Source organism: Stappia sp. MMSF_3263 (assembly GCF_030733745.1).
Classification (GTDB): domain Bacteria; phylum Pseudomonadota; class Alphaproteobacteria; order Rhizobiales; family Stappiaceae; genus Stappia.
This window is the reverse complement of sequence record NZ_JASHIK010000001.1, coordinates 544,467-569,854: the sequence shown is the minus strand read 5'-3', so window position 1 is coordinate 569,854 and position 25,388 is coordinate 544,467. Positions and strand designations below refer to the sequence as shown.

The 25,388-nt window shown below is 62.7% G+C and carries 24 protein-coding genes and 1 tRNA gene; 7 read left to right on the top strand and 18 right to left on the bottom strand.

The features are described from left to right. Positions 1 to 190: 190 nt before the first annotated feature. Both RBB46_RS02680 and RBB46_RS02675 read right to left on the bottom strand, forming a co-directional pair. Positions 191 to 1,204, bottom strand: a complete 1,014-nt coding sequence (locus RBB46_RS02680; RefSeq protein WP_306027298.1) for a hypothetical protein — start codon at positions 1,202 to 1,204, stop codon at positions 191 to 193. Between the two features lie 201 nt (positions 1,205 to 1,405). After that, positions 1,406 to 2,116 (bottom strand): LuxR family transcriptional regulator, encoded by a 711-nt coding sequence (locus RBB46_RS02675; protein ID WP_306027297.1) that lies wholly within the window; start codon positions 2,114 to 2,116, stop codon positions 1,406 to 1,408. 193 nt (positions 2,117 to 2,309) lie between these two features. Between RBB46_RS02675 and RBB46_RS02670 the strand changes: the two genes are divergently transcribed. The 3 genes from RBB46_RS02670 to RBB46_RS02660 all read left to right on the top strand — a co-directional run bounded on the left by RBB46_RS02670 (position 2,310) and on the right by RBB46_RS02660 (position 5,932). Then, positions 2,310 to 3,593 (top strand): hypothetical protein, encoded by a 1,284-nt coding sequence (locus tag RBB46_RS02670; protein ID WP_306027296.1) that lies wholly within the window; start codon positions 2,310 to 2,312, stop codon positions 3,591 to 3,593. Between the two features lie 114 nt (positions 3,594 to 3,707). Beyond that, on the top strand, positions 3,708 to 4,169 hold the full coding sequence (locus tag RBB46_RS02665) for a hypothetical protein (RefSeq protein ID WP_306027295.1): 462 nt from the start codon (positions 3,708 to 3,710) through the stop codon (positions 4,167 to 4,169). Positions 4,170 to 5,230: 1,061 nt separating this feature from the next. Then, the gene (locus RBB46_RS02660; protein WP_306027294.1) at positions 5,231 to 5,932 is read left to right on the top strand and encodes a hypothetical protein; all 702 of its coding nucleotides are present in this window, start codon (positions 5,231 to 5,233) and stop codon (positions 5,930 to 5,932) included. Positions 5,933 to 6,099: 167 nt separating this feature from the next. Here RBB46_RS02660 and RBB46_RS02655 read toward each other — a convergent pair. Together RBB46_RS02655 and RBB46_RS02650 are read right to left on the bottom strand one after the other, a co-directional pair. Next, positions 6,100 to 6,174 (bottom strand) — tRNA-Thr (locus RBB46_RS02655). A gap of 35 nt (positions 6,175 to 6,209) precedes the next feature. Then, complete coding sequence (locus RBB46_RS02650; RefSeq protein ID WP_306027293.1) at positions 6,210 to 6,377, bottom strand: hypothetical protein; 168 nt, start codon at positions 6,375 to 6,377, stop codon at positions 6,210 to 6,212. Between RBB46_RS02650 and RBB46_RS02645 the strand changes: the two genes are divergently transcribed. Continuing rightward, positions 6,376 to 6,597: a hypothetical protein gene (locus RBB46_RS02645; RefSeq protein ID WP_306027292.1), complete on the top strand. Its 222-nt coding sequence runs from the start codon at positions 6,376 to 6,378 to the stop codon at positions 6,595 to 6,597. The genes RBB46_RS02650 and RBB46_RS02645 overlap by 2 nt on opposite strands. 81 nt (positions 6,598 to 6,678) lie before the next feature. Here RBB46_RS02645 and RBB46_RS02640 read toward each other — a convergent pair whose 3' ends face one another. After that, complete coding sequence (locus RBB46_RS02640) at positions 6,679 to 7,158, bottom strand: protoglobin domain-containing protein (RefSeq protein ID WP_306027291.1); 480 nt, start codon at positions 7,156 to 7,158, stop codon at positions 6,679 to 6,681. 205 nt (positions 7,159 to 7,363) lie between these two features. On the opposite strand from RBB46_RS02640, the gene RBB46_RS02635 reads away from it, so the two are divergent. Continuing rightward, positions 7,364 to 7,903, top strand: a complete 540-nt coding sequence (locus tag RBB46_RS02635; protein WP_306027289.1) for an Rrf2 family transcriptional regulator — start codon at positions 7,364 to 7,366, stop codon at positions 7,901 to 7,903. On the opposite strand, the gene RBB46_RS02630 is transcribed toward RBB46_RS02635, so the two are convergent. The 6 genes from RBB46_RS02630 to RBB46_RS02605 form a co-directional block, all read right to left on the bottom strand. Further along, the gene (locus RBB46_RS02630) at positions 7,852 to 8,352 is read right to left on the bottom strand and encodes a response regulator (protein WP_306027288.1); all 501 of its coding nucleotides are present in this window, start codon (positions 8,350 to 8,352) and stop codon (positions 7,852 to 7,854) included. The genes RBB46_RS02635 and RBB46_RS02630 overlap by 52 nt on opposite strands. A gap of 50 nt (positions 8,353 to 8,402) precedes the next feature. Continuing rightward, the gene (ccoS, locus tag RBB46_RS02625) at positions 8,403 to 8,579 is read right to left on the bottom strand and encodes a cbb3-type cytochrome oxidase assembly protein CcoS (protein ID WP_306027287.1); all 177 of its coding nucleotides are present in this window, start codon (positions 8,577 to 8,579) and stop codon (positions 8,403 to 8,405) included. Further along, entirely contained in the window at positions 8,579 to 10,801 is a 2,223-nt protein-coding gene (locus RBB46_RS02620; RefSeq protein ID WP_306027286.1) for a heavy metal translocating P-type ATPase, read from the bottom strand. Before RBB46_RS02620 ends, ccoS begins: the two co-directional genes overlap by 1 nt. Positions 10,802 to 10,852: 51 nt before the next feature. Beyond that, the gene (locus tag RBB46_RS02615) at positions 10,853 to 11,377 is read right to left on the bottom strand and encodes a FixH family protein (protein WP_306027285.1); all 525 of its coding nucleotides are present in this window, start codon (positions 11,375 to 11,377) and stop codon (positions 10,853 to 10,855) included. Between the two features lie 117 nt (positions 11,378 to 11,494). After that, the gene (ccoG, locus tag RBB46_RS02610; RefSeq protein ID WP_306027284.1) at positions 11,495 to 12,952 is read right to left on the bottom strand and encodes a cytochrome c oxidase accessory protein CcoG; all 1,458 of its coding nucleotides are present in this window, start codon (positions 12,950 to 12,952) and stop codon (positions 11,495 to 11,497) included. 434 nt (positions 12,953 to 13,386) lie between these two features. Further along, positions 13,387 to 15,270, bottom strand: coding sequence for an amidohydrolase (locus RBB46_RS02605; protein ID WP_306027283.1), 1,884 nt, complete (start codon positions 15,268 to 15,270; stop codon positions 13,387 to 13,389). A 380-nt stretch (positions 15,271 to 15,650) separates the two neighbouring features. On the opposite strand from RBB46_RS02605, the gene RBB46_RS02600 reads away from it, so the two are divergent. Both RBB46_RS02600 and RBB46_RS02595 read left to right on the top strand, forming a co-directional pair. Next, positions 15,651 to 17,666 carry a tyramine oxidase gene (locus RBB46_RS02600; protein ID WP_306027282.1) on the top strand — a complete coding sequence of 672 codons (2,016 nt, stop codon included), beginning with the start codon at positions 15,651 to 15,653 and terminating at the stop codon, positions 17,664 to 17,666. A 115-nt stretch (positions 17,667 to 17,781) separates the two neighbouring features. Continuing rightward, the gene (locus RBB46_RS02595; protein WP_306027280.1) at positions 17,782 to 18,831 is read left to right on the top strand and encodes an AraC family transcriptional regulator; all 1,050 of its coding nucleotides are present in this window, start codon (positions 17,782 to 17,784) and stop codon (positions 18,829 to 18,831) included. A gap of 19 nt (positions 18,832 to 18,850) precedes the next feature. Here RBB46_RS02595 and RBB46_RS02590 read toward each other — a convergent pair whose 3' ends face one another. From RBB46_RS02590 to ccoN, 7 genes are all read right to left on the bottom strand, one after another. Continuing rightward, on the bottom strand, positions 18,851 to 20,638 hold the full coding sequence (locus tag RBB46_RS02590) for a peptidoglycan-binding protein (protein WP_306027279.1): 1,788 nt from the start codon (positions 20,636 to 20,638) through the stop codon (positions 18,851 to 18,853). Further along, positions 20,607 to 21,029 (bottom strand): SH3 domain-containing protein, encoded by a 423-nt coding sequence (locus RBB46_RS02585; RefSeq protein WP_306027278.1) that lies wholly within the window; start codon positions 21,027 to 21,029, stop codon positions 20,607 to 20,609. Before RBB46_RS02585 ends, RBB46_RS02590 begins: the two co-directional genes overlap by 32 nt. A 7-nt stretch (positions 21,030 to 21,036) precedes the next feature. Continuing rightward, positions 21,037 to 21,534 (bottom strand): hypothetical protein, encoded by a 498-nt coding sequence (locus RBB46_RS02580; protein WP_306027277.1) that lies wholly within the window; start codon positions 21,532 to 21,534, stop codon positions 21,037 to 21,039. Between the two features lie 212 nt (positions 21,535 to 21,746). Beyond that, positions 21,747 to 22,625 carry a cytochrome-c oxidase, cbb3-type subunit III gene (ccoP, locus tag RBB46_RS02575; RefSeq protein ID WP_306027276.1) on the bottom strand — a complete coding sequence of 293 codons (879 nt, stop codon included), beginning with the start codon at positions 22,623 to 22,625 and terminating at the stop codon, positions 21,747 to 21,749. A gap of 4 nt (positions 22,626 to 22,629) precedes the next feature. After that, positions 22,630 to 22,785 carry a cbb3-type cytochrome c oxidase subunit 3 gene (locus RBB46_RS02570; protein WP_306027275.1) on the bottom strand — a complete coding sequence of 52 codons (156 nt, stop codon included), beginning with the start codon at positions 22,783 to 22,785 and terminating at the stop codon, positions 22,630 to 22,632. 16 nt (positions 22,786 to 22,801) lie between these two features. Beyond that, entirely contained in the window at positions 22,802 to 23,536 is a 735-nt protein-coding gene (gene ccoO / locus RBB46_RS02565) for a cytochrome-c oxidase, cbb3-type subunit II (RefSeq protein WP_306027274.1), read from the bottom strand. 14 nt (positions 23,537 to 23,550) lie between these two features. Beyond that, entirely contained in the window at positions 23,551 to 25,203 is a 1,653-nt protein-coding gene (gene ccoN / locus RBB46_RS02560; RefSeq protein ID WP_306027273.1) for a cytochrome-c oxidase, cbb3-type subunit I, read from the bottom strand. Positions 25,204 to 25,388: the final 185 nt, after the last annotated feature.

Genomic DNA, 25,388 nt, shown 5'->3' with positions numbered 1-25,388 from the left:
CGGCCCGTCCGGTCTCGGTAGATATTTTGCTTCCATGCGCAGATCTCGTCTCAGAACCACATCTGCCCAATGTGTCAGAAGTCCCCTTGCCAACGCCCGTTGCGAGACTGCAGCAGAAACACGCCGCTGCAAACCTATGAAAACCCATAGGGTCCGGTCCAAGACGCGGCGGCGCATGCGTATCGCCCCCCTATTCGACACTGTCCTTGAGTGCGAATTTCGCTTTCTCGAAATCGGTCAGCACGCCAGCGAAAAGCACGTCGACCCGGTCAGGATGCGCGTTGGCGCCGACGAGCTTGTCCTGGGCCATGAAGAACAGGACATCGTCATCCACCACGAAGCCGACGGTGTGGTAACGCTCCCGCAGATCGAGCAGGACGGCCTGGGTCGCCGGTGTCAAAACCCTCAGGACGGTGAGCTCGGGATCCGCGGTTCCCGTGCCGGAGACGTGAAAAGCCTCGTTGAAGGCCACGGTTCCGGTTTTGATGTCCCGGTCCAACAGGCCCTTGTTGAAGAGGCTTTCCGGCCGGATGACCGCCCTGGTGCCGATGCTGCGGCCGATCCTGTAGGCTCCGAGCAAGGAGTAGAAAAAACCGAAACCGCCGATACCGCCGCTTGCGTCCCGCCGCAGGACGGGATTGGCGGCCAGTCCGGCCTCCATTTCCATCACCCTGATCGCGAGCCAGAACGGCAGTCCGTCCTCGCTGCTCGTTCCCCAGAACTCTCCATCGAACTGCGCGCCGACAAACGATCCCACCTGGAGTTTCGTCAGTTCCGGCACACGTTGCTCGACGGCCAGTGCCCTTTCGGATTTCACCAGATGCGTGCGCCGGTCCGCACCATCCGACGTCATGACCGTGCCGAGCTGGCGCATGCGTTCCATGAACTTGCCGGTATAGCTCCAACCCTTCCTTCGGGCGAATTCGACCCGGCGCTTTGTCTGCCTGCCATCCCTGTTCTCAAGCTCGCCGGCCAGGAAAAACAGCGCAAACATCACCGTGGTGACCGCAACCGGGACGAACGGAAAGGCATCCGTCCAGATCGCCTGCACCATGGTCCAGAGCAGCGCCAGGATCGCCCCGATCGGCAGGAAGCGGCGGACAGGTGCCGGCAGGACAACACCTGTCCGGATATCGGAAACATCCGGGGTTTCCACGGAGATTTCGCCCTGGATGGGATCCCAGTGTGTGGCCCGCGCACTCATGAGCCGGCTCCCGGCAGGCGGTTCTGCAGGTAGATGAAACCGCCTAGCCCGACGATCACAAGGACGAATAGCGTGGTCATGCACGTCTCCGGAAACCTGAAACCCCGGAGACAACAGAACAGGTGATGCGCGGCGCTCCCTCTCCCATTTAAGGGAGCAGGCGTCCGGCGAGGGAAGCGGACGCCGACACTGCCGTGCCTTCTACGGGAAGATCAGACCGTTGAGCAACGCGATGGCAATGGCGTGTTCTCGGGTGGAGGCTCCAAGCTTGGTACGCGCGTTCTTCAGATGGAGCTCGACAGTAACCGGCCTGAGGCCGAGTTTCTCGGCGATCTGCTTGCTGCGCAGGCCCTGCGCCACCCAGAGAAGACATTCCCTTTCCCTGGGGCTGAGCGTGACATACCGTTGTTCCTCGTCCAGGGCGGATTGCAGGCGCTCATGGGCAAAGAAGGCTGCCAGCCGGAGCAGATCGGAATGCTCGGAAAATATCTTCTCGATGTCGTGACGAGGCAGGCTGGAGCCGAGGTTCCAGCCACCGGCGCCAATGGGGCCCGCCTGCCGCACGATGCATGACATGCCCGCGCGCATGCCCGTTTCCCCGGCTTCCTGGATGAGCCGGCGCTGGACGGCGGACAGAAAGGGATAGTCCGAAAGATAGTCGACGCCCGTACCCATGGGCTCCGCCGTTGCGCAGCAATAGGCAAAGAACGGGTCGATCCGGTCATACGCGGCTGCGCGGTAATGCGAGGTCCAGCTTTCCGGAAAGGTCGTGAACATCGACAGCCCGGCCAACGTGCGGTCGACATAGATGAGCTTGTCGAAGCCGAAAGCCTCGAAAAACTGCGCACTGGCGGTCCAGGCACTGCCGGAAGAAATTCCTTCAGGCAATTTCTCAATCAGGCTGAGCGGCACTGCGTCGATCCAAGCACGAGACTATGGATTTCCATATATTGGAGATCATAGGGTGCCGGGTTACATCGGACAACGGTTAGAGTTCGGGGGAATTTTTTCAGGATCAGGTCCTTGCTGACCGAAAAACGGCATGGGGGGGGCCGGTTACAGCGTGCCAGGCACCGGATCACAGACAGTCATTCTCGGAACGCTCTTGCTTGGGCCCCTGATCTACGCTTTTTGGCGCAGCCGCGGCGGGACGCGGGCCGACTATATCTACAACTCGGGCCGCACGGGTCTGATCGCCTCGGTAGCCGGCATCATCTGCGGCAATATCGGCATCGGCACCTTCGTCGCCCTTGTGCTCTTTTCCGCGGCGAGCCCGGTCATAGGCCTGTCTCTGGCGCTGGCCTACGGCGCCGGGCTGATGATCTGTGCCTTCGTGGCACCCAGCGTGCACCGGCTGTCTCAAGAGCATGGCGTCAGGGGATTGATCGACCTCATCGTGATCACGCACAAGGTGCGCCATCCGCTGTTGATCTGGGGCCCGGTCGCCTTTGTCTTTCTTCTGCGTGCCTCCGTTCAACTGGTTGCACTTGCGGTCATCCTCGCCGCCATCCTGCCCGTTTCGCCGATGGTCACCGTCGTGCTCGCAACCTTTCTGGCAGGTGCTTACACGGCGGTCGGGGGCTATCGGGTTGCAACGGAAACGGACATTCCGCAGGCGGCCGTGATCCTTGTCGGCATCGGTGCTCTGGCGCTGGCGAACATGGAGATGCTTCCCGGCGGCTTCGTGTTCTTCGATCTCGGGCCCTACCGGTTCCCGATCCTGATCGGCATCTGGCTGTTCATACCGGCCAGCGCCGTGCTGGCTGTCGACAACTGGCAGCGGATGGCGACCGCGCGGGACCCGTCGGTTGCAAGGCGCGCATTTCTGGCCGGGGCTCCGCTGTGCCTTGCCGGGTACCTGGTCATTGTCTGGCTCGGACTTCACAGCCCGCCGGGCGGCGACGTGATGCAGATCCTGCATGCCTCCGTGCCGCCGTCCTGGGCATGGCTCGTCGACTTGATGCTGGTCGCGGTGGTGATGTCGACAATGGACACCTTCGTGATGCCGCTGATGGCAGGGCTGGAGCGGACCGACCTGTCGCTGCGAAGACTGCAGTTGATGGTCGCCGCACTCTTCACCCTGCTCGGCCTGTCCGCGGCCCTGTTCGCGGATATCCTGAACTCGATCATTTCCGCGTTCAGTTCGCTGGCCGTTTTCCTTCCGGTCGTCTGGGCGTCGGTGCGCGGCCGCAGGGTCAGTGCGCCGGCGGCGATCGTGTCCCTGAATGCCGGGATCGCGGTCACCATACTGCTGACGACCGTGGACGTGAATTCAGCGGCTCTGCTTGGATGTCTCCTGTCCTGGCTTCTTTATGAAGCGGTGTCACGCCTTGCGCCTGCAGGCTCCGTCGCCACCCGCAAGGGTGCCGAAAGAAGCGCAAGCGTCTGAGACGGTGCAGGCTGCAAAGCCATTTTCCCCGAATACGCTCTCCCATATGGGGCATCCGCGTCCGGCACCCTCCATCTAGGCTTCTCCGAGTTTCGGCTCAAAGGAGATGATCTGATGAAACATGCTGCCCCCTTCGTCGTTGGCCTTCTTCTCGGCTTGACGGCAAATGTTGCTTTTGCGCAATCCTCTAGCGGTGGAACCGGTCAGCCGCAGGCATGTTCTTTCAACCATCCCATCGGGTGCTTCATCAAGACGGACACCACGGGGCCAGTAAAGTCCGTCTATTTTTTCAATGATTACAAAAAGAACAGATGCGGATCGCATACGCAGATTTGCCCTCAGGGTCGCAAATGCTTCACTCGCACGGAAAAACTGTCCCTGGACGGCGCGACGGGAGAATTCTATTCGCACCGGATCAATGGCTCGGTGACTGTGACGACGAGCTACGGTTTTTCCAGAAAGACATCCGGTGGCGGGGTCCCTGCGTTCATGCGCGCCAAAGTCAAATACGTTGGCAAGAACGGCAAGGCGAGAAACAGCACAATATCCTTCAAGGCCTCCCCCGAAGGATGCTGACAGTATACTACGGTGCGTTGTTTATCTCGGTCGATATGCGCGTCGCCTTTCCAAGCGGCGCGCACTGGCTCGACAGGCCGGATGGTCGGCTGCCCAACCACCTTCTTTGAGGAGCCCCTGGATTGTAGAAGTGGTCTGCCCAGACTTCGGGGCAAGGTGGCCGCCATGGCCAAAGCCGATTGGCCTGCTCCGCCACGTGGACCGGCTCCATCATCGGCACAGGTGATGGCTGAAAAGCCGATCATGCATTAAGGCTGAAACCGGACCATCTCATAGGGACAGACCACTTTTCGGACTGGATCATGGGGTGGCCTGTCGGTTGGACAGATCCGATGCGGCCGGCAACGGAGTGGCCAGTCTGGCTGCTGCGCATGCGTGGCGAACTCTCAAAACTGCCCACCTCAATTCACGGCGGTGACCAAGTCGCTTGACGAAAGCGGCGAAGGCGCTGTGAAGCACCTTCGAACATCCGGCAGGGTTGAACGCTCGACGCGCCGCGTGCACTGTGACGCCATTGCAAGCGGCGTGCTGTTCAGCCGAGGATTGAGAGCACAACGAATTGCCGAACCTGGACCACATCCGTCCTAGCCAGCCTGCTGATCACATGGCCCGCATCGGCAATGCCCGATGCCACGACGATGAAGCGACTGGAGACGGCCGCTTTCTATCTGGGAGCAGCCGACCATTGCCGGATCGAGATCGAGACGCAACGGCTCGAAGCCTATTCTCACCGGAACAGCGCGTTGGCCCCGGTGACGTGTGGCGCGATTAAACGTGTTGTCTCACAGGGGCGATGTTTCGCCATCAACCCGGCAGCTCGCATTGCGTTCTGACCGAGCGCATCATGCGCGAAGAAGGGATCATCGATTGAGGGGCGGGTTGTGAGAACATTCTTTCGATGGTTCGGGCTAGTTGTCCTGGTACTGCTCACCCTCGCCTGGTTGGGACTGGCGCTTCATTTTCTTTTTCTGTCGGCAGGTCCTGGCGCATCGTCTCCGCTTGGGGAGACCATCGGAGGTTGGCTGCGGTTGCCATGCTTCAAGCCCGCAGAACCGGCTGCCATGTACGTGATTGGATGCCTGGAAGCGAATGAAGCCGGCGACTATCTCGCAGGGTTCTTCGCGCCACTCGCGTTCTTGTGGCTCGCGGCGGCGGTGTTCATCCAGTCGAGCGAACTCAGAGAGCAGCGCCGCGAACTGGCCCTGACGCGTAACGAGTTTGCCTTGAATAGACAAGTTGCGACCGAGCAGGCCGAAGCGGCGAAAGCTCAAGCCGATGCTGCGCGAAAAGCTGCCGAAATGGCTGCTGAGCAGACCAGCATATTGCGGGATGAGTATGAAAGTCGCTTGCAGTATCGCGCGCTTGAGATGTTTCAGATCAAGTTAAAGGCAGCGGAAAACGCGCTGCGAGCTGCACGGTTCCCTCTAAAAGGGCAGTCCGCCAATGTTCCTGCCACTTTTGATCTCGACAACCTCAAGCCATGGTTGAACGAAGCAAAAAACGAGATCGACAAGAATGGGGTGCTCGTCGCTCCAACGCGCTGGCCTGAGCCTGCACCGATTGAGAAGGCGATGAGGGCGATTAGGGCGCTACTTGACGAAGCAATCCGGCATTTCAAGAGCGTCTCTGAGGTCGAACAGGCGCGGCATAACGCAGATCTTCAGAAACTTCAGGAACGTGTCGAGAGAGCAGAAGCTGGCATAGGCGAACTAGCCCGACTGGGGTGGTCGGCCGACCGCGAGGCCGGCTCCGCGGAGGCCTAAACTGATCCCGGGAGTTTGATTATTCTGTTGCCATTTGATTTTGCGCGCAGTGCCATTTGATTTGGCGCGCTACACCATGACGTGCCCATGTGTATGCGTCTTTGTAGGCGCAGCATGTATGCAAGCGACTGAAAAGCAAGGATGAATAACGATTTCAAGGGGATGGATGGTGCTGCCGGAGAGATTTGAACTCTCGACCTCTCCCTTACCAAGGGAGTGCTCTACCCCTGAGCTACGGCAGCGATGAGCGCGGGTTTATGCGCAAATTCCGGCATGGTCAAGGGGTCTTCACGGCATTTGCCGCCGCAATCCACGCGACAATCGCGACCCATGACAAAACCTGTGCCTTGTCATCGCCGCCGCTTTTCCGGCATATCGGCACAAGCGGCCGGAACGCCTGCTGCGTGCCCGGACGATCAACAGCAAAGACCTTGGATACGCGCATGCCAGATCGCCCGCAAAAGCCCGACAACAATCCCTCCGGCAACCGGGACCAGAACGGACAGGCGGCCGCGCGTGAGGCACGGCTGGCAGCCGCCTTGCGCGCCAACCTTCGCCGCCGCAAGACGGCAGGCCGGCAGGCCGGCGCGGACGACAACGCCGGAAACACCGCTGCACCGGAAACACCCGCCTCCCCGCAAGAGAGTGGCAGCGACAACAGCTGATACCGCCCGAGGCACCGGTCGCGGGTCGGCACCCGCCGAACCGCCCTCCCCTCTCGGCACCAAGGAGAAGCGCTTCGTTCCTCAATCCACATAGACGATGTAGTAGCTCGATGCAGCGATCGTCATGTCGAGAAAGACAAGGCGGCGCAACGCGGCCATCATCTCCGCGCGTCGCCCGGCACACCCGACCTCGGCAATCAGCACCTGCTCGAAAGCGTTCAAAAACCAGCCATACGAGGCGATGTAATCCGTCATGGTCACGCCGTGCCGGTGATGCTCCACGGCAATCGAGCGTACCTGTGTGCGGTAGACCTCGTCGATCACTCCGGTGAACAGCTTCCCCCAATACGAAAGCTGCTTGCCTTTCAGCTGCCCGATGTCGATTCCCTTCAGCTTCCAGCGTTCCTCGGACATGATCCTGTTGCTGTAGAAGTCGTCGAGAACCATCTGCATATGGGGAGCCAAGATCCCCCAAGCCTCCGCAGTATTGACCATGTCCTGCCGCGACACCTCGATAAAATCGACGAGATCGTGAACCTTGGCCCAATATTCCGCCTGCATGCCACCAGCCAGTCATTTTTTTGTTTCAATTTTTCATATCTATAAACAACGCACCCCCTCCGGCAAGTTGTTTTTGCATTCCTGCCACAAAATTTTTCGCTCATAAAACACATACTCAATATATATGATTACTTAAAAATTGCACTTCGGCAAATACCAGAATATTGTTTCGATTTAAACGGCTTGCAGAAAAAGGCCTGTCTGAATGAAGCTGACGAACAGAACCGATATCGCATTGAGAACACTAATATACTTAGCCATAAACGATGAAAGAATAGTTCCAATTGACGAAATAGTAGAGAAGAGCGCAAGTCATCGGTCTCAAGTCGTCTCGGCAGTGCAGACCATGCGCAAAAATGGCTATCTCAGATCGGTCGTGGGGCGTAGTGGCGGCATCGCCCTGGCCCGCACCCCGTCCGACATTTCGGTTTCGGAGATCGTAAAGCTTATCGAGCCCGATTTTTACCTTACGGAGTGTCATCTCAGAGGATGCCGCGTGCGCTGCACCTTCTATATGGCGTGCCGGCTCAAGGAGGAGTTCGATACCGCGCTCGCGCGCTTCTTCGACCATCTGGAAGGTGTCACCCTGGCCGACCTGGCCGGCAACCGTGAAGCCCTGCTCGCCGAGGTGGCGAAATCCCCCGCAGCCCGAGGCGAACCTTGCATGAACCCGGCGGTTGCAGGACCTGCCGATCAGGCGGCCTGGCCGTCCTCGTTGCCGTCCATGCTCTGCCAGATCTTCTGACGATTGCGGATCTCTCGCGGCGCCGGGCCGAAATAGCTCGGGGTCTTGACGAAATCGCGCGGCTGCATGATCACGCTGTTGACCCGCTGGTACAGCGCCTTGGCCGAAATCGGCTTGGAAAGCAACTCGTGCACGCCGAGGCGCCGCGCCTCGATGATGCGGCTGCGCTCGGTATGCCCCGTGACCATGATAATCGGAATATAGGCGAAGGGATTGTGCGGGTTACGGATCATCCGCACCATGTCGGCGCCATCGAGAATCGGCATCACCCAGTCCAGGATGAGAATATCCGGATTGGCGCGCTCCATGGCTTCCAGCCCGGATGCGCCGTCTTCGGCCTCGACGATACGCCTGGCGCCGAAACCCTGCAGCATCGTGCGCAGGATCGTACGCATATAGGCGCTGTCCTCGACAAGGAGAAATGTCAGGGATGCCAGATCAAGCGACACGTTGGACCTCCAGTGATCCTCCTTATGGCACGCGAAATCTGAAATAACGGTTAGCCGCCGCGATCATTCCCGTCTTTCTCGTCGGGCAGGTCGTCATCTTCCAGTATCCGGTACTTCGCTCCTTCCAGGTCGTCGTACTGACCTGCCTTGAGCGACCAGAGGAACCCCGCCAGCCCCATGAGGCCGAGCGCCAGCGCGACGGGAATAAGATAGATCAGCACATCCATCAGTTCCCCTCCCCAGGAAGGGCCCGGCTTCGCGCGCCATCAAGGCGCAACCGCAAGGCGTTGAGGGTAACAACGACGGATGACGAGGACATGGCCAGCGCCGCGAAAAGCGGTGTGACCAGACCGGCAACGGCAAAAGGCACTGCAACCAGATTGTACGCCGTCGAGAACCACAGGTTCTGGACCATGGCGGCGCGGGCACGCCGGGCATGACAAAGGGCATCGGCGACCGGCATCAGCCTGTCGCCGAGGAAAACCGCATCGGCGGCGGCCTGGGCGACATGCACCGCCGTCACCGGCGACATGGACACATGGGCGGCGGCGAGAGACGGGGCATCGTTGAGCCCGTCACCGACCATCAGAACCCGGGCGCCGTCCGCCGCGAGTTCGCCAATCCGCGCGATCTTGTCGGCCGGCTTCATGCCGGCCCGCCAATCGGCAATGCCAAGCCGTTCGGCAATGTCGGCCACGGGCGCGGCGCGGTCCCCAGACAGGATCTCCAGCCGGTATCCAAGCCCCCGCAGGCGGGCGACGGTCTCGATAGCGTCAGGCCGCAGTTTCTGGGCGATCGCGAAGGGCACGGGTGCCGCATCACCATCCCGGAAGAGGATCAGCGAGGCACCGGGATGGCTTGCAAGCGCAGCGCGCGCCGCCGTTTCGGGCAGGCCGCAGAAGCCGGCGCTGCCGAGCCGTAACTCCCGTCCGCCCAACTCGGCCACGACCCCCTCGCCCGGGCACTCGCGCGCACCCTCCACCGGCACGCTGGCGCTCGTGGCACGGGCAAGCGCCCCCGCCAGCGGGTGACGGCTCGCCAGTGCCAGCCGTCCGGCAAGCTCGCGCACAGCAACGGGCACCTCTGCGGCGTTGACAAGATCGGGTATCGCCAGTGTCAAGGTGCCGGTCTTGTCGAAGACGATCGTGTCGGCTTCAGCCAGCCGCTCCACCGCGTCGCCCGCATGGAGCAGCACCCCGGCGCGGAACAACAGGCCCGAGGTCACCACCTGGACGGCCGGCACGGCCAGTCCCAGCGCGCAGGGGCAGGTAATGATCAACACCGAGATCGCCACCACCAGCGCCTGCTGCCAGTCGCCGCCAAGGACAAACCAGCCGATGAAAGTCATGAGCGCGGCCAGATGCACAAGCGGGGAGTAGAGCGATGCCGCCCGGTCGGCGAGTTGCACATGGCGCGACTTCGCCTGGGAGGCCGCCTCCAGAAGACGGGTCACCTCATCCAGCAGTGTCGCGCCGGAAGCCGTCGTCACACGCACCGTCAGGTTGGCCGCGGCATTCAACGTTCCCGCATAGACGACATCGCCCGGCCCGGCGGCGGCAAGCGCGGTTTCGCCCGTCACCAGGCTCTGGTCGATTTCCGAGAGTCCCGTCTCGACCCTGCCATCCAGCGGCACGCGCTCACCGGCGCGTACATGGATCAGATCGCCCGGCGCCACCTTCGACAGCGGCACCTCCCGCAAGGAACCGTCCGGGCGCAGGAGAGCCGCCGTCTCGGCTTTCAGCGCCGCGATATTCTCCGCGAAGGCCCGCGTGCGACGGCGCATCATGTGGTCGAGATAGCGGCCGATCAGCAGGAAGAACAAGAGCATCACGGCGGATTCGAAATAGGCGTGATGCGCCGACTGAAGCGTCTGCATGACGGACAGGAACAACGCCAGGGACACGCCGATGACGATCGGCACGTCCATGTTGAGGCGCCGGGCGGAGATGGCCGAAAGGGCCGAGCGCAGGAAGGGGCGGCCGGCATAGACGGCGGCGGGAAGAGCGATCAGTGCCGAAAGCCAGTGAAAGAAGTCGCGGGTCTCGGTGTCGATACCCGACGCGTTGCCCGACCAGACGGACACCGACAAAAGCATGATGTTCATCATGGCGAAACCGGCGACCGCCAACGAGCGCAGCAATTCGCGCCCCGTCGCGTCGGCACGTTCGCGCATCTGCGCCGGATCGAAAGGGTGAGCGCGATAGCCGAGCCGAGACAATGTCGACACGACCTGCTCGGCGGATGTCTCGCCATCCCGCCAGTCCACCGCAAGACGGTGGCTGGTGAGGTTGAGGCGGGCTTTCTCGATGCCGGGCTGAGCGCCGAGGCCACGCTCGATCTCGACCATGCAGGCGGCGCAGGTGACGCCCTCCACCGCGAGATCCATGTGGGCGTGCCCCTCGGGCGTCAACGTGACAAAGGCATCCCAGTCGCGCTCATGCGCCGTCATTGCCGCGAAAACCCTCTTGCGCGCGCCGGCCGAGAACGGACGGCGCCTGCCTCACTGGTCGAGAAAGATGCGGTTGCGGGAAAGAAACTGCTCTCCCTCCCCGCCGGACTGCGCATCGAGATCGAGGATCCATCTGCCGGCTGCCACCGCATCGACCCGGCCAGAATAGCTGCCGGTCTCGCCTTCCTGAAGAGACACGCTACGGGCCGGCTCCGGGCTGGCCGGTCGCAGAAGCATGGCCGTCACCGCCAACCCCGTCAGTGGAGCACCGGCCGCGTCGCGCGCTGTCACCGATATCCGGGCCATGCCGTCGGCATCGCGCCAGACCTTGCCGGAGACATCCCAGTTAAGCTTGACCTGGGCACGCGAGGCAGCGATGCGGCCATTATAGGCCAACCCGTCCTCATACGCCTGCTCCGTCACCACGCCGGGGAAGGACGACAGGGCGAAGTAGACGAAAAACGCGTTGGCGACCAGCATCGCCGAGAAGAACCCGGCAAGCCAGAAGAACACCGTACGGCCGGTCACCGGCCTGATGTCGTCGCTGCGAAAGGTATGCTCTGTAAGATGTGCCATGTCTCGATCCTAGCGAACTCGGCGAAGCCGCAACAGCCGCAAGCCTCCGATCGGGATTACTACTCAGGCGTGTCATGACCGGCCCGCACGGGCCGGTCCCGGTTCAAGATTCAAGTCTCAGGGAGCCTTGAAGAAATCCTCGGCCCGGGCGACCGCGCCCATCACCGTCTCGGTGATGCGGAATGTCACCGGCGTCGATTTCTGCAGTTCCGCGGCGGCCGGCGAGAATACCAGGACACGCACTTCCCGGGTCGTATCCGGGCCGACGCCGACGACGGGCTTGCCCAGCACGTTTTCGGTGATGCCCACCGCCTCGATCCGGGTGCCCGCGGGCATGCCCTCGACCGACAGGATGAACTCGCGCGCCATCTGCCGCTTGTTGAGAAGACGGATCGTGTAACCGTTGCGGACCGAACCGTCGGACAGTTCCACATAGATAGGATTGCGGTCATGCAGGACACTTATGCCCTCGAAGGAGCGGGTGGCCAGCGCATAGGCCATGATCGCACCGACCAGGGCGATGATAACGGCGTAGGTGACCGTACGCGGCCGCACGATGTGCACGACGGCTTCCTTGCCCTCGCTGCGCCGCTTGATGTTTTCATCGGTGTCGTAGGCGATCAGTCCGCGCGGCTTGCCCACCTTGTCCATCACCGTGTCGCAGGCGTCGATGCACAGCCCGCACTGGATGCAGCCGAGCTGGGTGCCGTTGCGGATGTCGACACCGGTCGGACAGGCATGGAAGCACTGGTTGCAGTCGACGCAGTCTCCTGCCGGCTGGCCTTCCTCCTCCAGCTTGCGGTTGTGTTTCAGCGATCCGCGCGGCTCGCCCCGATCGTAGCGATAGGTGACATTGAGGGCTTCTTCGTCTGTCAGGGCCGCCTGGATGCGCGGCCACGGACACAGGAAGATGCAGACCTGCTCGCGCATATGCCCGGCGAGCGCATAGGTGGAGAAGGTCAGGATGCCGATCCAAAGATAGGCGGAGAACGGCGCGCTGCCGGTCGCCAGATCCTTCATAAGGGTTGGCGCATCCGAGAAATAGAGCACCCAGGCGCCGCCGGTCCACCAGGCGATCATCAGCCACAGCGTATGCTTGGCAAGCTTTTGCGTCACCTTCTGAACCGACCAGGGCTGGTCGGCCAGTTTCATGCGCTCGCGGCGGTCTCCCTCGGTGTAGCGCTCGACCCACAGGAACAGGTCCGTCCACACGGTTTGCGGGCAAAGATAGCCACACCAGACGCGCCCGGCGACGGCATTCATCAGGAACAGTGCCATCGCCGCCAGGATCAGCAGGCCGGTCAGGTAGTAGACCTCCTGCGGCCAGATCTCGATGAAGAAGAAATAGGCGCGCCGGCCGGCCAGATCGATGAGCACGGCCTGATCGGGCGCGTCCGGTCCCCGGTCCCAGCGGATGAAGGGCAGGAAATAGTAGATGCCGAGCGTAATGAAGAGCACGGTCCACTTGATGTTGCGGAACCGGCCATGCACCGCCATCGGATAGATCTTCTTCGCCGAGGCGAACCAGTCGTCCGGGTGGGATCCGCCGCCGGCGGGATCGGTTTCTGCACGCATTGTTCCGTCCATTTGTTCGGCCCTTTGTCCCGCCCCACGAGACACTTGCGAAACAGGTTCGCGAAGGACAGTCGCAGGTGAGTGCCAACGGTTTGCCGGTTCGTCAGCCCGGCCAATCTATCGCGGCACGCAGGCCCGCAGATTGCGACACGTCAACACCGCGACAATCCGTCACCGCGCCCCGGATCATTGCCGAGGCCGCCCCTCTTCCGGACGAGTAGCAGCTTTGCTCCGGACCGGCCTTGATCCGCGTCAAGCCGCGCCGCTCGTCAGCGCATCCGGCGGCCGGCAACAGCCTGCCGCTCCCAGCATGCGCCATCCCGGACGGAAATGCACATGCTCGCCTTTGCGGACCGAACACTCGACCGCCGCAAACGTAAAACGCCCGGGGTCTGCGGCCCCGGGCGACTGTAACGACCGTTGTCGGCAATGCGTCAGCGAGTGACGCCGGGCGTCTTGCTGGCAAAGCCCGAAGCGAAAGCATCGTAAAGGAGATCGGGCCCATGCGCATGGCTACCGGACGCTTCCACGCTGGCGGATGCGTGACGCAGGAAGTTGCCGAGCGCGTCGCTTCCATCCGGTCCCGGACGCATCTGCAGGCTACCCTGTTTCCCGCCGTCCTTGCGGGTATAGATGGTCTGCCCCCGCTTGATCGTCTCCTGGACCTTGAGCGTCTCGATCGTCTCCGGGTCGATGGCTGTCGGATCGGCGCTCAGCACGATCAGATCGGCGACCTTGCCGACCTCGATGGATCCCTTATCGGCTTCCTCGAAGTGCTGATAGGCCGGCCAGATGGTCATCGCCTTCAGCGCGGTCATCACATCCACGCGCTGGTGGGGCCCAAGAATGTCGCCGGACCGCGTCCGTCTCGTCACCGTGGCGTCGAGGATTCGCATGCTGTCGGGAAAGGCCACAGGCGCATCATGGTGGGAGGAAAACATCATGCCGCGCTCGCGCACCCAGCCCGTCGGGGAAATATTGTCGGCGTTCACCGGGCCGACGGTGCGATCACGGTGCCAGTCACCCCAGTAGAACGTATGCATCGGAAAGAGCGAGGGAAACACCTCGAGCTCATCGATCGCGGCAACCTGGTCCTTGCGCATGAACTGCCCATGGATCAGAACCGGCCGGCGATCGGCAACGCCGTGCTTTTCCCTCGCCGTTCCGACAGCCGCAATCAGCATGTCCGAAGCGCCTTCGCCATTGGCATGGGTGATGATCTGGATGTCATTCTCGAACGCCCAGTCAATGGCGCCGAACACCTGATCGGCGCTGGCGGCCGCATAACCGGCATAATCCCGGCGATACTGAGCCGGCGGATTGTAGTAGGGCCGGTCGCGCAGTGCCGTGAACCCCTGGGGCGAACCGTCGATGGTCAGCTTGGCGCCGGCGACGCGGAGGCCGTTCTTGTAGGTCCGGGAAACGGTCTGGGCGATATAGTCGCGGTCGACCAGCACGTCGGGATAGGTCACCACGTCAATCTTGATCCGGCCGGCATCGGCCGCAGCCCGCATCAGCTTGACGACATTCGTTGTCGAACGTCCTTCCTGGCCGGTGGTATAGCCGTAGCTCGCCAACAGCTCGGTTCCCGCAACGAAGAGTTCCTGACCGCCTTCCTGGTCGAGACCGGACAACAGCTTCATCAAGGCAGGAAAGAAGGCCGCTTCCTCAAGCACTCCGTTCGGTTCGCTGCCGCCCTCTTCCCGGCGGATCACGCCGCCGTCCGGGTCCTTGGTCCCGGCCGAGATGCCGGCCACTTCAAGCGCCTTCGAATTGAAGACGCCGATGTGACCGGACTGGTGAATGATCACCACCGGCACGTCCGCAGAGACCGCGTCAAGATCAGCGCGCGTGGGATGACGCTGTTCCTTCAGCTGCGCATCGTCATAACCGAAGCCGAGCACGGTTCCGAGCCGTTCGATCCGCTCCGGATAGGCCTTCCGCCACTCGCCAAGCGTCTGCTGCAAAGCGGGAATGTCGTTCACCTTGCCATCGGGCGCAGGCTGGGTGTTGGCCGATACCGCCTGCACGCCAATCATGAAGGCGTGGCCATGTGCATCAACGAAGCCGGGCAGCATCGCGCGCCCCTTCAGGTCGACGAGTTCGGTGCCCTCTCCCTTGTGCTTCATCACCTCGTCCGCAGGGCCAACCGCGATGATCTTGCCGTCCTTTTCCGCAACTGCCTCTGCGCGCGGCTCAAGGTCGTTCATGGTCAGGATCGGACCGCCGGACCAGATCCGATCGGCGACCCTTTCGGCGGCGAAAGCTGGCAACGTGCTGAACCCGGCGAGCAACATCGCCAGGAGAGACTTGGACATACTCTTCACAATCATCTCCAATTGCCCCCTCGCCCGGTTCGTCCGGGAAGCGCACCATGACGGGGTCAGAAGCCAAGGGTGCTCAGACACGGTGACGCCCAGATCGTTTCGGAAATGTGAAAAAATACGGCCGTTCGCCCGCCGCCGAGGGGCAATCCATTCGTGACCCGCAGCGGACGTCGCGCACCCGTAGCGTCAAGAGAATGCCAGGCAATTTCGCCGAACGACACTTTTCGGGTGCCCGCGGAGGAGACACGTTCTGGCCGGAAATGCACAACCTGACCGCGCCGACGCGCCTATCCTGCCGGACGCGGAAAAGACCGGCCAAACGATCCGGCGCCGCACACCAGACGGGTTCATATCGAGGAGGGGCAATCCCCATGACATCTCACCACTCGAGGTGCGCGGTCCGCGCGCCGCTGCTCGCCGGCACGCTGCTGGCAGCCGCTCTGTCGGCGCTGCCGGCGTCCGCCCACCCGCTCGACGCGCTCACGGAGGCGGAGATCAGCGAGGCGGTGGCGCTTCTGGCCGATGGCGACCACACCGGAGCCGGCACGCTCTATCCATATATCTCCTTGAAGGAGCCGGAAAAATCCGTGGTCCTGGCGTGGCAGGAAGGCAATCCGGAACCTCGCACGGTCGAGGTCCACTTCAAGAACGACAAGGGAGCCTTCGTCGCGGAAGTCGACCTTGCCGGCGACCGGGTGGTGACAGTGGAGCCGGCGGGCGGCGAGACGATGATCCTGCTGGCCGAGTTCATGACGGCGATGGAGCTTGCCACCGGCGACCCGGCTTTCGTCGCCGGTCTTGAAAAGCGCGGCCTCAAGCCCGATCAGGTCTTCTGCCTGCCGCTGACGGCCGGACGCTTCGGCCTCGCCGAGGAAGACGGTCGGCGCCTGATGAAGGTTCCCTGCTACGTGCTGCCGGAAGGCACGAATTTCTACGCCAAGCCGGTCGAAGGGCTTTACGCGGTGGTCGACCTGAACGCTCGCGATGTCGTCGAGGTCTTCGATACCGGCGCGCGCGCCGTGCCTGAAGACGGCTGGGGCTACAGCGAGGCCGAGGTCAAGGCGCGCACCGGCGCCCTGCGCCCGCAGGCCAGTCCCGCCGCGCTGTCGCAACCAGGCGGTTCCAATGTCACCATCGAGAATGGCCTGATCTCCTGGGACATCTGGCGTTTCCGGGCACGGGTCGACAAGCGGCCTGGCGTGGTTCTCTCCAACATCGACGTGCGCGAAGGCGAACGCTGGCGCAGCGTCCTCTACCAGGTCCATCTGTCGGAAGTCTTCGTGCCCTACATGGACCCGGACGATGGCTGGTACTGGCGCACCTACATGGACAGCGGCGAATACGGCTTCGGCATCTTCCTGACGCCACTCCGGCCCGGCGTCGATTGTCCGGCCTACGCCACCTTCCTGCCTGCCACGGTCCATACCGACGAGGGTGCGCCGCTCGCGATTCCCGACGCGATCTGCATCTTCGAGCGCAACATCGGCGATCCCGCCTGGCGGCATTTCGAGATCTTCGCCCAGTCGGAGACCGAACAGGTTCCGGCCGAGGGACGCCCGGCGACGCAACTTGTCGTGCGCTCGGCCTCGGAGGTGGGCAATTACGACTATCTCGTCGACTACGTCTTCCACCAGGACGGGCGCATCGACGTGATGGTCGGTTCGACCGGCCTCGATGCGGTCAAGGGCGCGGCGGTGAAGTCGATGAGCGACGCGGGAGCGGCGGAGGAAACCCGCTACGGGACGTTGATCGCGCCAAACCTCGTCGCGCCCAATCACGACCACTACTTCAACTTCAAGCTCGACTTCGACGTCGATGGCCAGGCGAACAGCTTCATGCGCACCGCGCTGGTCGCCGGAACGCCGGAAGACGGCGCCCCGCGCCGCTCGTTCTGGGTGACGGAAACGACGATGGCAAAGACGGAAACGGCCGGGCGCTACAAGGTCAATCCGAACACGCCCGCCATGTACCATGTGATGAACATGGGCGCGGACGGGCCGCTCGGCCACAAGCCCGGCTACATGATAGTGCCCGGAAACTCGGTCGCCTACGGCCCCTTCGACTTTGCCGGCGACGCTCCGTTCAAGCGCAATGCCTATATCGAGTACACGCTGTGGAACACGCCCTACAATGTGAATGAGCGCTATGCGGGTGGGCGCTTCGCCTTCCAAAGCGACGGTTCCGACACGTTGGCCGCCTGGACCGAACGCGACCGGCCGATCGCCAACACCGACATCGTCACCTGGTACACGATGGGTTTCCACCATGTACCGCACACGGAGGACTGGCCGGTGATGTCGACGATGTGGAAGGGCTTCACACTGCGTCCCTTCAACTTCTTCGCCCACAACCCGGCACTGACCATCCCGTTGCCCACCGAGAACTGACCACACAGCCCAGGCGGGCCGGACAGGTTCCGCCCCGCCACTCTCCGCACCCGTTCCCGCCGATTGACAGCGTCGCCGCCCGCGCCCACGATCAGGGCAGCGATCGGATCCGGCCATGCCTGCCCTGCCCCTTCCTCCTGCGACGATTTCCACCTCGGCATTGCCGCTGATTGCGGAGGCGATGCAGGCCAGCGGCGTCGATGCCACCCGCGCGTTCGCCGAAAGCGGGCTCGCACGACCGGATCGCATCAGGCGAGGTGCTGCAACCGCTGCCGTCGACCTGCCGCTTGCCCAGTTCACCGACCTGATGCAGGCCGGCGGCTCGCAGGCACCCGACGAGGGCCGCATGTGGCGCTGCGGACAGGCGATCGCCGCCCCGGCACTGGCCGAGCTGTTCCCGGCAGGCCTTGCGGCACGCCGGCTCGACGGCCTTCTCGACGGACTGCTCGCCGATCTCCAGTCGCTGCAGCACGGTACTGCGTTCAAGCGCAGCGTCGCGGACGACACCTGCATTCTCACCTATCGCATCATCGACCCGGCAATCTGGCCCCGCTCACGCGATGCGGAATTCACCCTCGCCTTCCTGGATGCCGTGGTGCGCCGTTTCGCCGGAGATACGGGCAATGACGCCTTCCCAGTGGCCCTTTCCTTCGAGCATGAGCGCGACACCGGGGCTCCGCTCGCACGCCTTGCAGGTTCCGCACCGCTCTATGGTCAGCCCAGCAACATGCTTGCCTTCCCGGCGCGGCTTCTCGAAACACCCGTGCACCCGACACCGGCCGATCCGGGCCTGCGGCGCGCAAGCGATCGGCGGCCTCCGGCCGCCCCTTTGGCCATCACGGAGCCGTGCTGCACGCAGATCATCGAGGCAATCTATTGGCGGCTCGGCCAGGGGCAGCTGAACCAGAGTAGGATCGCGGAAGATTGCGGCCTGTCGGAACGCAGCCTGCGCCGCCAGCTCGACCGCAGGGGCCAGTCGTTCCGCTCGCTGGTCGACGATGCCCGCACCGCCTATGCCCTGTGGGCACTTCGGGAGACGCACCTGCCGGTCGGCGAGATTGCCTGGCGGCTTGGCTATGACGACCAGGGCGCCTTCGCCCGGGCCTTCCGCCGCGCCGCCGGCACCTCCCCTTCCCGTTTCCGCCAGCAGAGTGGGCGCGATTGACGGCAGATCGGGCGGTCACTCAGTCCCAGTCTTCCGTTATCTCGGCGACACGGCGGCTATAGCCGCTGATGGTCAGGCTGCCGAGTACCGGATTGACAACGCCGTCGTGATCGATCGTCTCGCCTTCGGCGATGGCATGCATCGTCAGTATCTCGCCGGTCTTACCGGCAACATTTCCGGCAAGCAGGCGAATGCGCCATTCTGTCGTTTTCCAGTCCTGCGGGTTTGCCCCGGCAAGGCGGGCATTCTGCAGGCGCAGCACGCCGGAGCCGGAGATTTCGCCGTTTTGCGAAACGCGCAGGTCCAAGTCCCCCGATCCGGTGCCATTGCCGGTTTCGGTGTTTGTGAGCGTCACCTTGCCAACACCGCCGGTGAAGACGGCCTTGCCCTCGAAGGAGACATAAGGCGTCTCGCTGGCGGAACGTGGCGTGTTGTACTTGCGCTTGTCATGCGCGCGCAGGTCATTGCCGCTTATGTGAATCTTGAACTCGCCGTTTTCCGTCAGTCCCTGTCCGCCATACTGCTTGAAAAGCGTGCCATGGAGATGGGCCCTGGCGTTGCCGAAGCGGCGGCTGTAGCGCGCGACCGGCCATCCGCCGGGCGAGCTGTATCCGAAATTGACCCAGCCCGTTGCGAACGGCCCCTCATCGTCGTAGCGGCCCACGTTGGCCGTGGCGCGCTCGTAGGATTTCTCCCCCGTCTCGATCACCTCGTAGAATTCCGTGCTCCCCTCGCGCCTGACGAGTTGCAGCTTGTCTTCCCATTCCGATCCGCTCAGCTTTCCGGTTTCCCGGTTGAAGCAGACATCGGTCATTTCCAGAACGCGGCGCGTCCCCTGTCCGGTGAAATTGTACCAGGCGATCGCGCGGCCGGTTTCCCCCTCGCAGCCGGTCAGCCGATGATAGAGATAGGGTTCGCCCTCCCCGGCCGTTACCACGGTGGCCTCTTGCGCCGGCACTGCAGACGCCGGCGGCGTTTCCACACTGGGAGTACTGGCAACGGGAGCGCTGACAATGGGAGCGCTGGCAACGGGAGCGGGTGACGTTGGCGCACTGACGGCTCCCGCCTTGGCAAGAGCCTCCAGAACCGCGAAATGGGATGCTGGCAGTTCCGCGTTCACGACGAGGCCATGGCGTACCTGGAAGCGGTTGATCGCTGCGCGGGTGTTCGCATCGCTGACCCCGTCGACCGTTCCCGGGTCGAAGCCGAGGGCCACCAGGTAACGCTCCGCCAGCAGCGCCTTGCTGGGGCGCGCCTGCACCGCTTCAACCGCAGCAGGCGTGCTTGGGGCGGAAGCCCCAAGGCTCGCTGCCGGGGGGCATACGGAAAGCGCCCGAGAGGACCCTGCGAGCGACAACCGGGCATGGCTGCCATCGACCGCCGACAGCACCACCACGCCGCCCTTCGCGAGTTGGTCCATCAGATTGCGCACCAATCCCGCCTGCGCCCCGTTCCGCGGCTCAAAGCGTCCGTTCGTGAAAACGAAGCCGAACGGCCTGCCACCATCGATCGTGACCGACGCGGGGCCGGTCGGAGCGATACCGGCAATGGTGATCTCCAGGGAGGGAAACGCGCGACCGCAGGAAACCAACAGTCCGTTGCCACCGGCATCGACGCCGACAAGCGTATCTCCAGCAAGGCGCTCGGTGAACCAGCCTTGCGCCGCCGCGGAACCGCAGAGCCCCCAAAGAACGGCGGGCAACAAGGCAAGACATGACAGAAGGCGCATGCGGAACGGTCCTTCGATAAGTTCAGGATCGGCGAACAGGTAGATGTCAGCCAGCGAGGTCCGCCAACCAGTTGCCATGCACCCAGCCCTTCCTGCCGCGATAGGGCAGAAGCCGCTTCTTGACTGGTGAGGTGCAACCCGGTTCCGAACCGCCGAAGACGACGCCGAACCATTTGCCGCTCTTGTCGAAAGTGAAGACCTTGTCGCCATTCTTCAGCCGGCCGATCTCGCGGTACTGCGAGCCCGGACCGGAGCGCACCGCCAGAAAGCCGTCCCCGCCCGCCTTCAGGCCCGACACGACGCTCGTCGCGCAGGTCGGCAGGTCATCGCCGCCATATTCGTGGATCGGCACGTCGAGATCGTCGGCATGGACGGAGTATGCAGCGAGCACAGGCCCGAGCAACAGGCCAAGCGCAACGGCGGCAATGCCGCTGCGTAAACGAGAGGAAACGTGTGTCGAGATTTTCACTGTCGTGTCACTTTCTCAAGATCGTTCGTTCGCCAAGCAACTGGATGCCCCAGTCGAAGAGCCGGACCCGGATCGTCAGGTCCTGTTCGGGGAAAGCCCCATGAACGCCGAGTTGATGGTGGGATCCGTCATCAAGCGGCACCGACCCGCCCGTCGCCGTCAGCCCCTGTTCGCGCAACCAGGCAAGCACCTTGGGAAACAGCACGGCCGCGTCGAATGCTCCGTACTCCTCGCGGTACACGGCGCAACTCCGCAGTTCCCTGTCCGGAAGCGTATCGATGTAGATCGACAGATAGTCCGGTGTGGAGCCGGCGGATATCGCCATCGCCGTGCCGTCCGCGCTGATTTTCCGGCGCATGGGACGACGATCAAAGTCGTCCGAAAGGTGATCGTCGTTTCCGGAGAAAACCCTGCTGCACTGGGCGACATAGGTGCGCCACTGCTCCTGGAAGACCGCGAACTGGTCCGCTGCCTGCGACTGCCCCGCCAGGGCAGGCACCACCATTGCCGCAAGTCCGGCACACCAATACCGCATCAGTTCCCCACCCCGCTGTCCCGCCTGACGGAAATTGTGGTAGCGGGACACCTGCCATGTTGGGCGAAGATGCAAGCCGGGTGCAACCCTGCAGGCGCGAAAAAGATCAAGCGCGCGCACGAATGAAAAAGGCGCCCCGGAGGGCGCCTTCTGTCTCTTGGTCTGGAGAGAATGGTGAGGGCCTATTCGCCGCCGCCCAGCGCATGGACATAAACGGCAAGCGATTTGACCGTTGCCGGGTCGAGGCGCGGCGCCCAGGCCGGCATGACACCGTTGCGGGCGTTGGTGACCTGTGCCTTGATCGCCTCAACGGATTTTCCATAAAGGTAATTGTTCGACATCAGGCTCGGCGCGCCGACTTCCTTCATTCCCTTCAGGTCGTCGCCATGACAGGCGGCGCAGTTCTCGACATAGACCTGCTCGCCGGCGGCAAGGTCGGCACCGTCGTCAGGCGTCGCCCCGGCACGGCTTGCCACGAAGTTCGCCACCTGGGCGATCTGCTCCTTGTCGAGCATCTCGTCGCGGCCGAATGCGGGCATCTCGCCGAAACGGGCTTCGTCATGCCCGGAGCGGATGCCGTATTGCAGCGTCAGGTGGATATCCTCGAGCGTGCCGCCCCAGATCCAGTTGTCATCCTGCAGGTTGGGATAGCCCTCGGCACCCGTGGCGCCGCTGCCATGGCAGCCTGCGCAATTGTCGCCGAAGGCGGCGCGGCCGTTGGCCATCGCAAATTCCATCAGGGACTGGGTCGACTGGATTTCCTCGAGCGAGGCATTGATCAGCTGCTCGCCGATCTGCGCACGCTCCGCCATGCCCGCCTCGTAGGCGGCCAGCGCATTGGCACGCTGGCTGTCGCCGAGAACACCGGAGGTGTAGCCGGAAACCAGCGGCCAGGCGGGATAAACAACCCAGTAGCCGATGGCCCACACGATCGTGGCATAGAAGATGTAGAGCCACCACTTCGGCAGCGGGTTGTTCAGTTCCTTGAGGCCGTCCCATTCATGACCGGTCGTCTCGACGCCGGAAATATGGTCGACTTCCCTTGTTTTCATGTCAGCCATGTTCTCAATCCTCCCGCAAGGGGATTTGCGCGGCGTCGTCGAAGCGCTTGGCGTTTTTCGGCCACAGCGCATAGGCAAGGACGCCGGCAAACAGAACCACGAAGTAGACCAGGCCCCAGGTCTGGGCGAAGCCGGCGACGGTTTCGTATGTCTCGTTCATCACACGCTCCTTGCCGTCAGCGCAGGTTGGCCTTGTTGTCGTAGATCGAGAAGTCGACCAGCGTTCCGAGCATCTGCAGATAGGCCACCAGGGCATCCATCTCGCTCACCCGCTTCGGGTCGCCGTCGAAATCCCGGACGATGGCGTTGGGATAACGTTCCAGGAACGCGTCGACATTGTCGCTGTCGGGGTTGGCCTGGGCGACAAGGTCGCGGGCCGCCTCCCCGATCTGCTCCTCGCTATAAGGCACGCCGACCACGGCGTTGGCCTTCAGGTGATCGGCGATGTCCCGCGTCTCGACCTTGGCGTTGAGGAGGAAGGGATAGCCGGGCATGATCGATTCCGGCACCACCGAACGCGGGTTCGCGAGATGGTCGCGATGCCATTCGTCGGAGTACTTTCCGCCCACGCGGGCAAGATCGGGACCCGTGCGCTTCGATCCCCACTGGAAGGGGTGGTCGTACATGCTCTCCGCCGCGAGGCTGAAATGGCCGTAGCGCTCCAGTTCGTCGCGCATCGGACGGATCATCTGCGAATGGCACAGATAACAGCCCTCGCGGATATAGACGTTGCGTCCGGCCAGCTCGAGCGGGGTGTAGGGTCGCATACCCTCCACCTTCTCGATGGTGCTCTTCAGGTAGAAGAGCGGGGCAATCTCGACCAGGCCGCCGATCGCGACGACGACGAGAATGCCGATGACCAGCACAATCGAGTGCTTTTCGAAGACTTCGTGCTTGTTCCAAAGGGACATGATTGCCTCTCCCCTTATTCAGCAGGGGCCATGGAACCGGCCGGAACGGTGTCGGCTTCCTCAGCCTCGCCATGCCGGACGGTCATCCAGAGATTGTAGGCCATGATCAGCGAGCCGATGACGAACAGGGCACCGCCGAGTGCACGGATCACGTAGAAGGGATGCATCGCCTCGACGGTCTCGATGAACGAGTATTCGAGGAAGCCGAGCTGATCATAGGCCCGCCACATCAGACCCTGCATGATGCCCGAGACCCACATCGCGCAGATGTAGAGCACGATGCCGATGGTCGAGATCCAGAAGTGCCAGTTCACCAGCTTCAGCGAGTAGACCTGCTTCTTGTTCCACAACCAGGGGATCAGGCAGTAGAGCGCGCCGAAGGAGATGTAGCCGACCCAGCCGAGCGCACCGGAATGCACGTGACCGATGGTCCAGTCGGTGTAGTGCGACAGCGAGTTGACCGAACGCAGGCTCATCAAGGGGCCCTCGAAGGTCGACATGCCGTAGAAGGCGATCGAGACCACCATCATCCGCAACACCGGATCGGTGCGCAGCTTGTCCCAGGCCCCCGACAGGGTCATCAGGCCGTTGATCATGCCGCCCCACGAGGGCATCCAGAGGATGATCGAGAAGGTTGCACCCAGCGTCGAGGCCCATTGCGGCAGGGCCGTGTAATGCAGGTGGTGAGGACCGGCCCAGATGTAGAGGAAGATCAGCGCCCAGAAGTGCACGATGGACAGGCGGTAGGAATAGACCGGCCGCTCGGCCCGCTTGGGCACGAAGTAATACATGATGGCGAGGAAGCCGGCGGTCAGGAAGAAGCCGACCGCGTTATGGCCGTACCACCACTGCACCATGGCATCCTGCACGCCTGCCCAGACGATGTAGGACTTGGTTCCGAACACGGAGACCGGGATCGTCAGGTTGTTGGTGATGTGCAGCAGCGCGATCGTGACGATGAAGGCGAGGTAAAACCAGTTCGCCACGTAGATATGCGGCTCCTTGCGCTTCCACAGCGTGCCGAGGAAGACGAGCAGATAGGCGACCCAGACGATGGTCAGCCACAGATCTGCGTACCATTCCGGCTCGGCATATTCCTTCGACTGCGTGGCGCCGAGCAGATAGCCCGTGCCGGCAATGACGATGAAGATGTTGTAGCCAAGGATCACGAACCAGGGGGCAATGGTGCCAGGCATCCGCGCGCGGCTGGTGCGCTGGACCACGTAGAAGGAGGTCGCGAGCAGCACGTTGCCGCCGAAGGCGAAGATCACCGCGGACGTGTGCAGCGGCCGCAACCGGCCGAAGCTCGTCCAGGGCAGGTCCAGGTTCAGCACCGGGTAGGCGAGCTGCAGGGCGATGATCAGGCCGACAGTGAAGCCTGCAACGCCCCAGAACACCGCCGCCCAGGCACCGAACTTGATCGGGCCGAGGCTATAGTTTGGCTTGCCGTCGACTTCCTGTGGAGCCGGTGCACGACCGTCGAAATAGTGCTTAAAGATGACGAACGCGCCGGCTGCCGCCGCCAGCGAACCGATCGACATGTGAAACGCCATGACCTGATCGTAGGTCTTGCCCGCAATGATCAGGCAGGCGAAGGCAATCGCGACGAGGAACGCGGCAAAGAAGCCCTCCTCCATCGTGATGTATTTGGCTTGTGCTTGAGCCATTTTGCGCCCCGAGTATCTTGATGATCCAACCCCAGCGGGTCGAGACGGACGGTATGACCTGCACACCGGTTTCCGCCTTGATCCAGGTCAACCGACCTTGAGACAAACGCCCGGCAATTACATCAGCAAAAGCCCGGGTGCGACGAATTGTTTCTGAAATTCTTTCATTCCGAACAACGAACTAG

Excerpts from the sequence above, each read along its gene's own strand:
- RBB46_RS02650 (WP_306027293.1), bottom strand. The coding sequence starts at position 6,377 with ATGCGCGTATCCAAGGTCTTTGCTGTTGATCGTCCGGGCACGCAGCAG.
- RBB46_RS02635 (WP_306027289.1), top strand. The coding sequence starts at position 7,364 with ATGAAGCTGACGAACAGAACCGATATCGCATTGAGAACACTAATATAC.
- RBB46_RS02680 (WP_306027298.1), bottom strand. The coding sequence starts at position 1,204 with ATGAGTGCGCGGGCCACACACTGGGATCCCATCCAGGGCGAAATCTCC.
- RBB46_RS02665 (WP_306027295.1), top strand. The coding sequence starts at position 3,708 with ATGAAACATGCTGCCCCCTTCGTCGTTGGCCTTCTTCTCGGCTTGACG.
- RBB46_RS02615 (WP_306027285.1), bottom strand. The coding sequence starts at position 11,377 with ATGGCACATCTTACAGAGCATACCTTTCGCAGCGACGACATCAGGCCG.
- ccoN (WP_306027273.1), bottom strand. The coding sequence starts at position 25,203 with ATGGCTCAAGCACAAGCCAAATACATCACGATGGAGGAGGGCTTCTTT.
- RBB46_RS02645 (WP_306027292.1), top strand. The coding sequence starts at position 6,376 with ATGCCAGATCGCCCGCAAAAGCCCGACAACAATCCCTCCGGCAACCGG.
- RBB46_RS02595 (WP_306027280.1), top strand. The coding sequence starts at position 17,782 with ATGCCTGCCCTGCCCCTTCCTCCTGCGACGATTTCCACCTCGGCATTG.
- RBB46_RS02605 (WP_306027283.1), bottom strand. The coding sequence starts at position 15,270 with ATGTCCAAGTCTCTCCTGGCGATGTTGCTCGCCGGGTTCAGCACGTTG.
- RBB46_RS02660 (WP_306027294.1), top strand. The coding sequence starts at position 5,231 with ATGTACGTGATTGGATGCCTGGAAGCGAATGAAGCCGGCGACTATCTC.
- ccoG (WP_306027284.1), bottom strand. The coding sequence starts at position 12,952 with ATGCGTGCAGAAACCGATCCCGCCGGCGGCGGATCCCACCCGGACGAC.
- ccoS (WP_306027287.1), bottom strand. The coding sequence starts at position 8,579 with ATGGATGTGCTGATCTATCTTATTCCCGTCGCGCTGGCGCTCGGCCTC.
- RBB46_RS02570 (WP_306027275.1), bottom strand. The coding sequence starts at position 22,785 with ATGAACGAGACATACGAAACCGTCGCCGGCTTCGCCCAGACCTGGGGC.
- RBB46_RS02620 (WP_306027286.1), bottom strand. The coding sequence starts at position 10,801 with ATGACGGCGCATGAGCGCGACTGGGATGCCTTTGTCACGTTGACGCCC.
- RBB46_RS02640 (WP_306027291.1), bottom strand. The coding sequence starts at position 7,158 with ATGCAGGCGGAATATTGGGCCAAGGTTCACGATCTCGTCGATTTTATC.
- ccoO (WP_306027274.1), bottom strand. The coding sequence starts at position 23,536 with ATGTCCCTTTGGAACAAGCACGAAGTCTTCGAAAAGCACTCGATTGTG.
- ccoP (WP_306027276.1), bottom strand. The coding sequence starts at position 22,625 with ATGGCTGACATGAAAACAAGGGAAGTCGACCATATTTCCGGCGTCGAG.
- RBB46_RS02580 (WP_306027277.1), bottom strand. The coding sequence starts at position 21,534 with ATGGTGGTGCCTGCCCTGGCGGGGCAGTCGCAGGCAGCGGACCAGTTC.
- RBB46_RS02600 (WP_306027282.1), top strand. The coding sequence starts at position 15,651 with ATGACATCTCACCACTCGAGGTGCGCGGTCCGCGCGCCGCTGCTCGCC.
- RBB46_RS02590 (WP_306027279.1), bottom strand. The coding sequence starts at position 20,638 with ATGGCAACTGGTTGGCGGACCTCGCTGGCTGACATCTACCTGTTCGCC.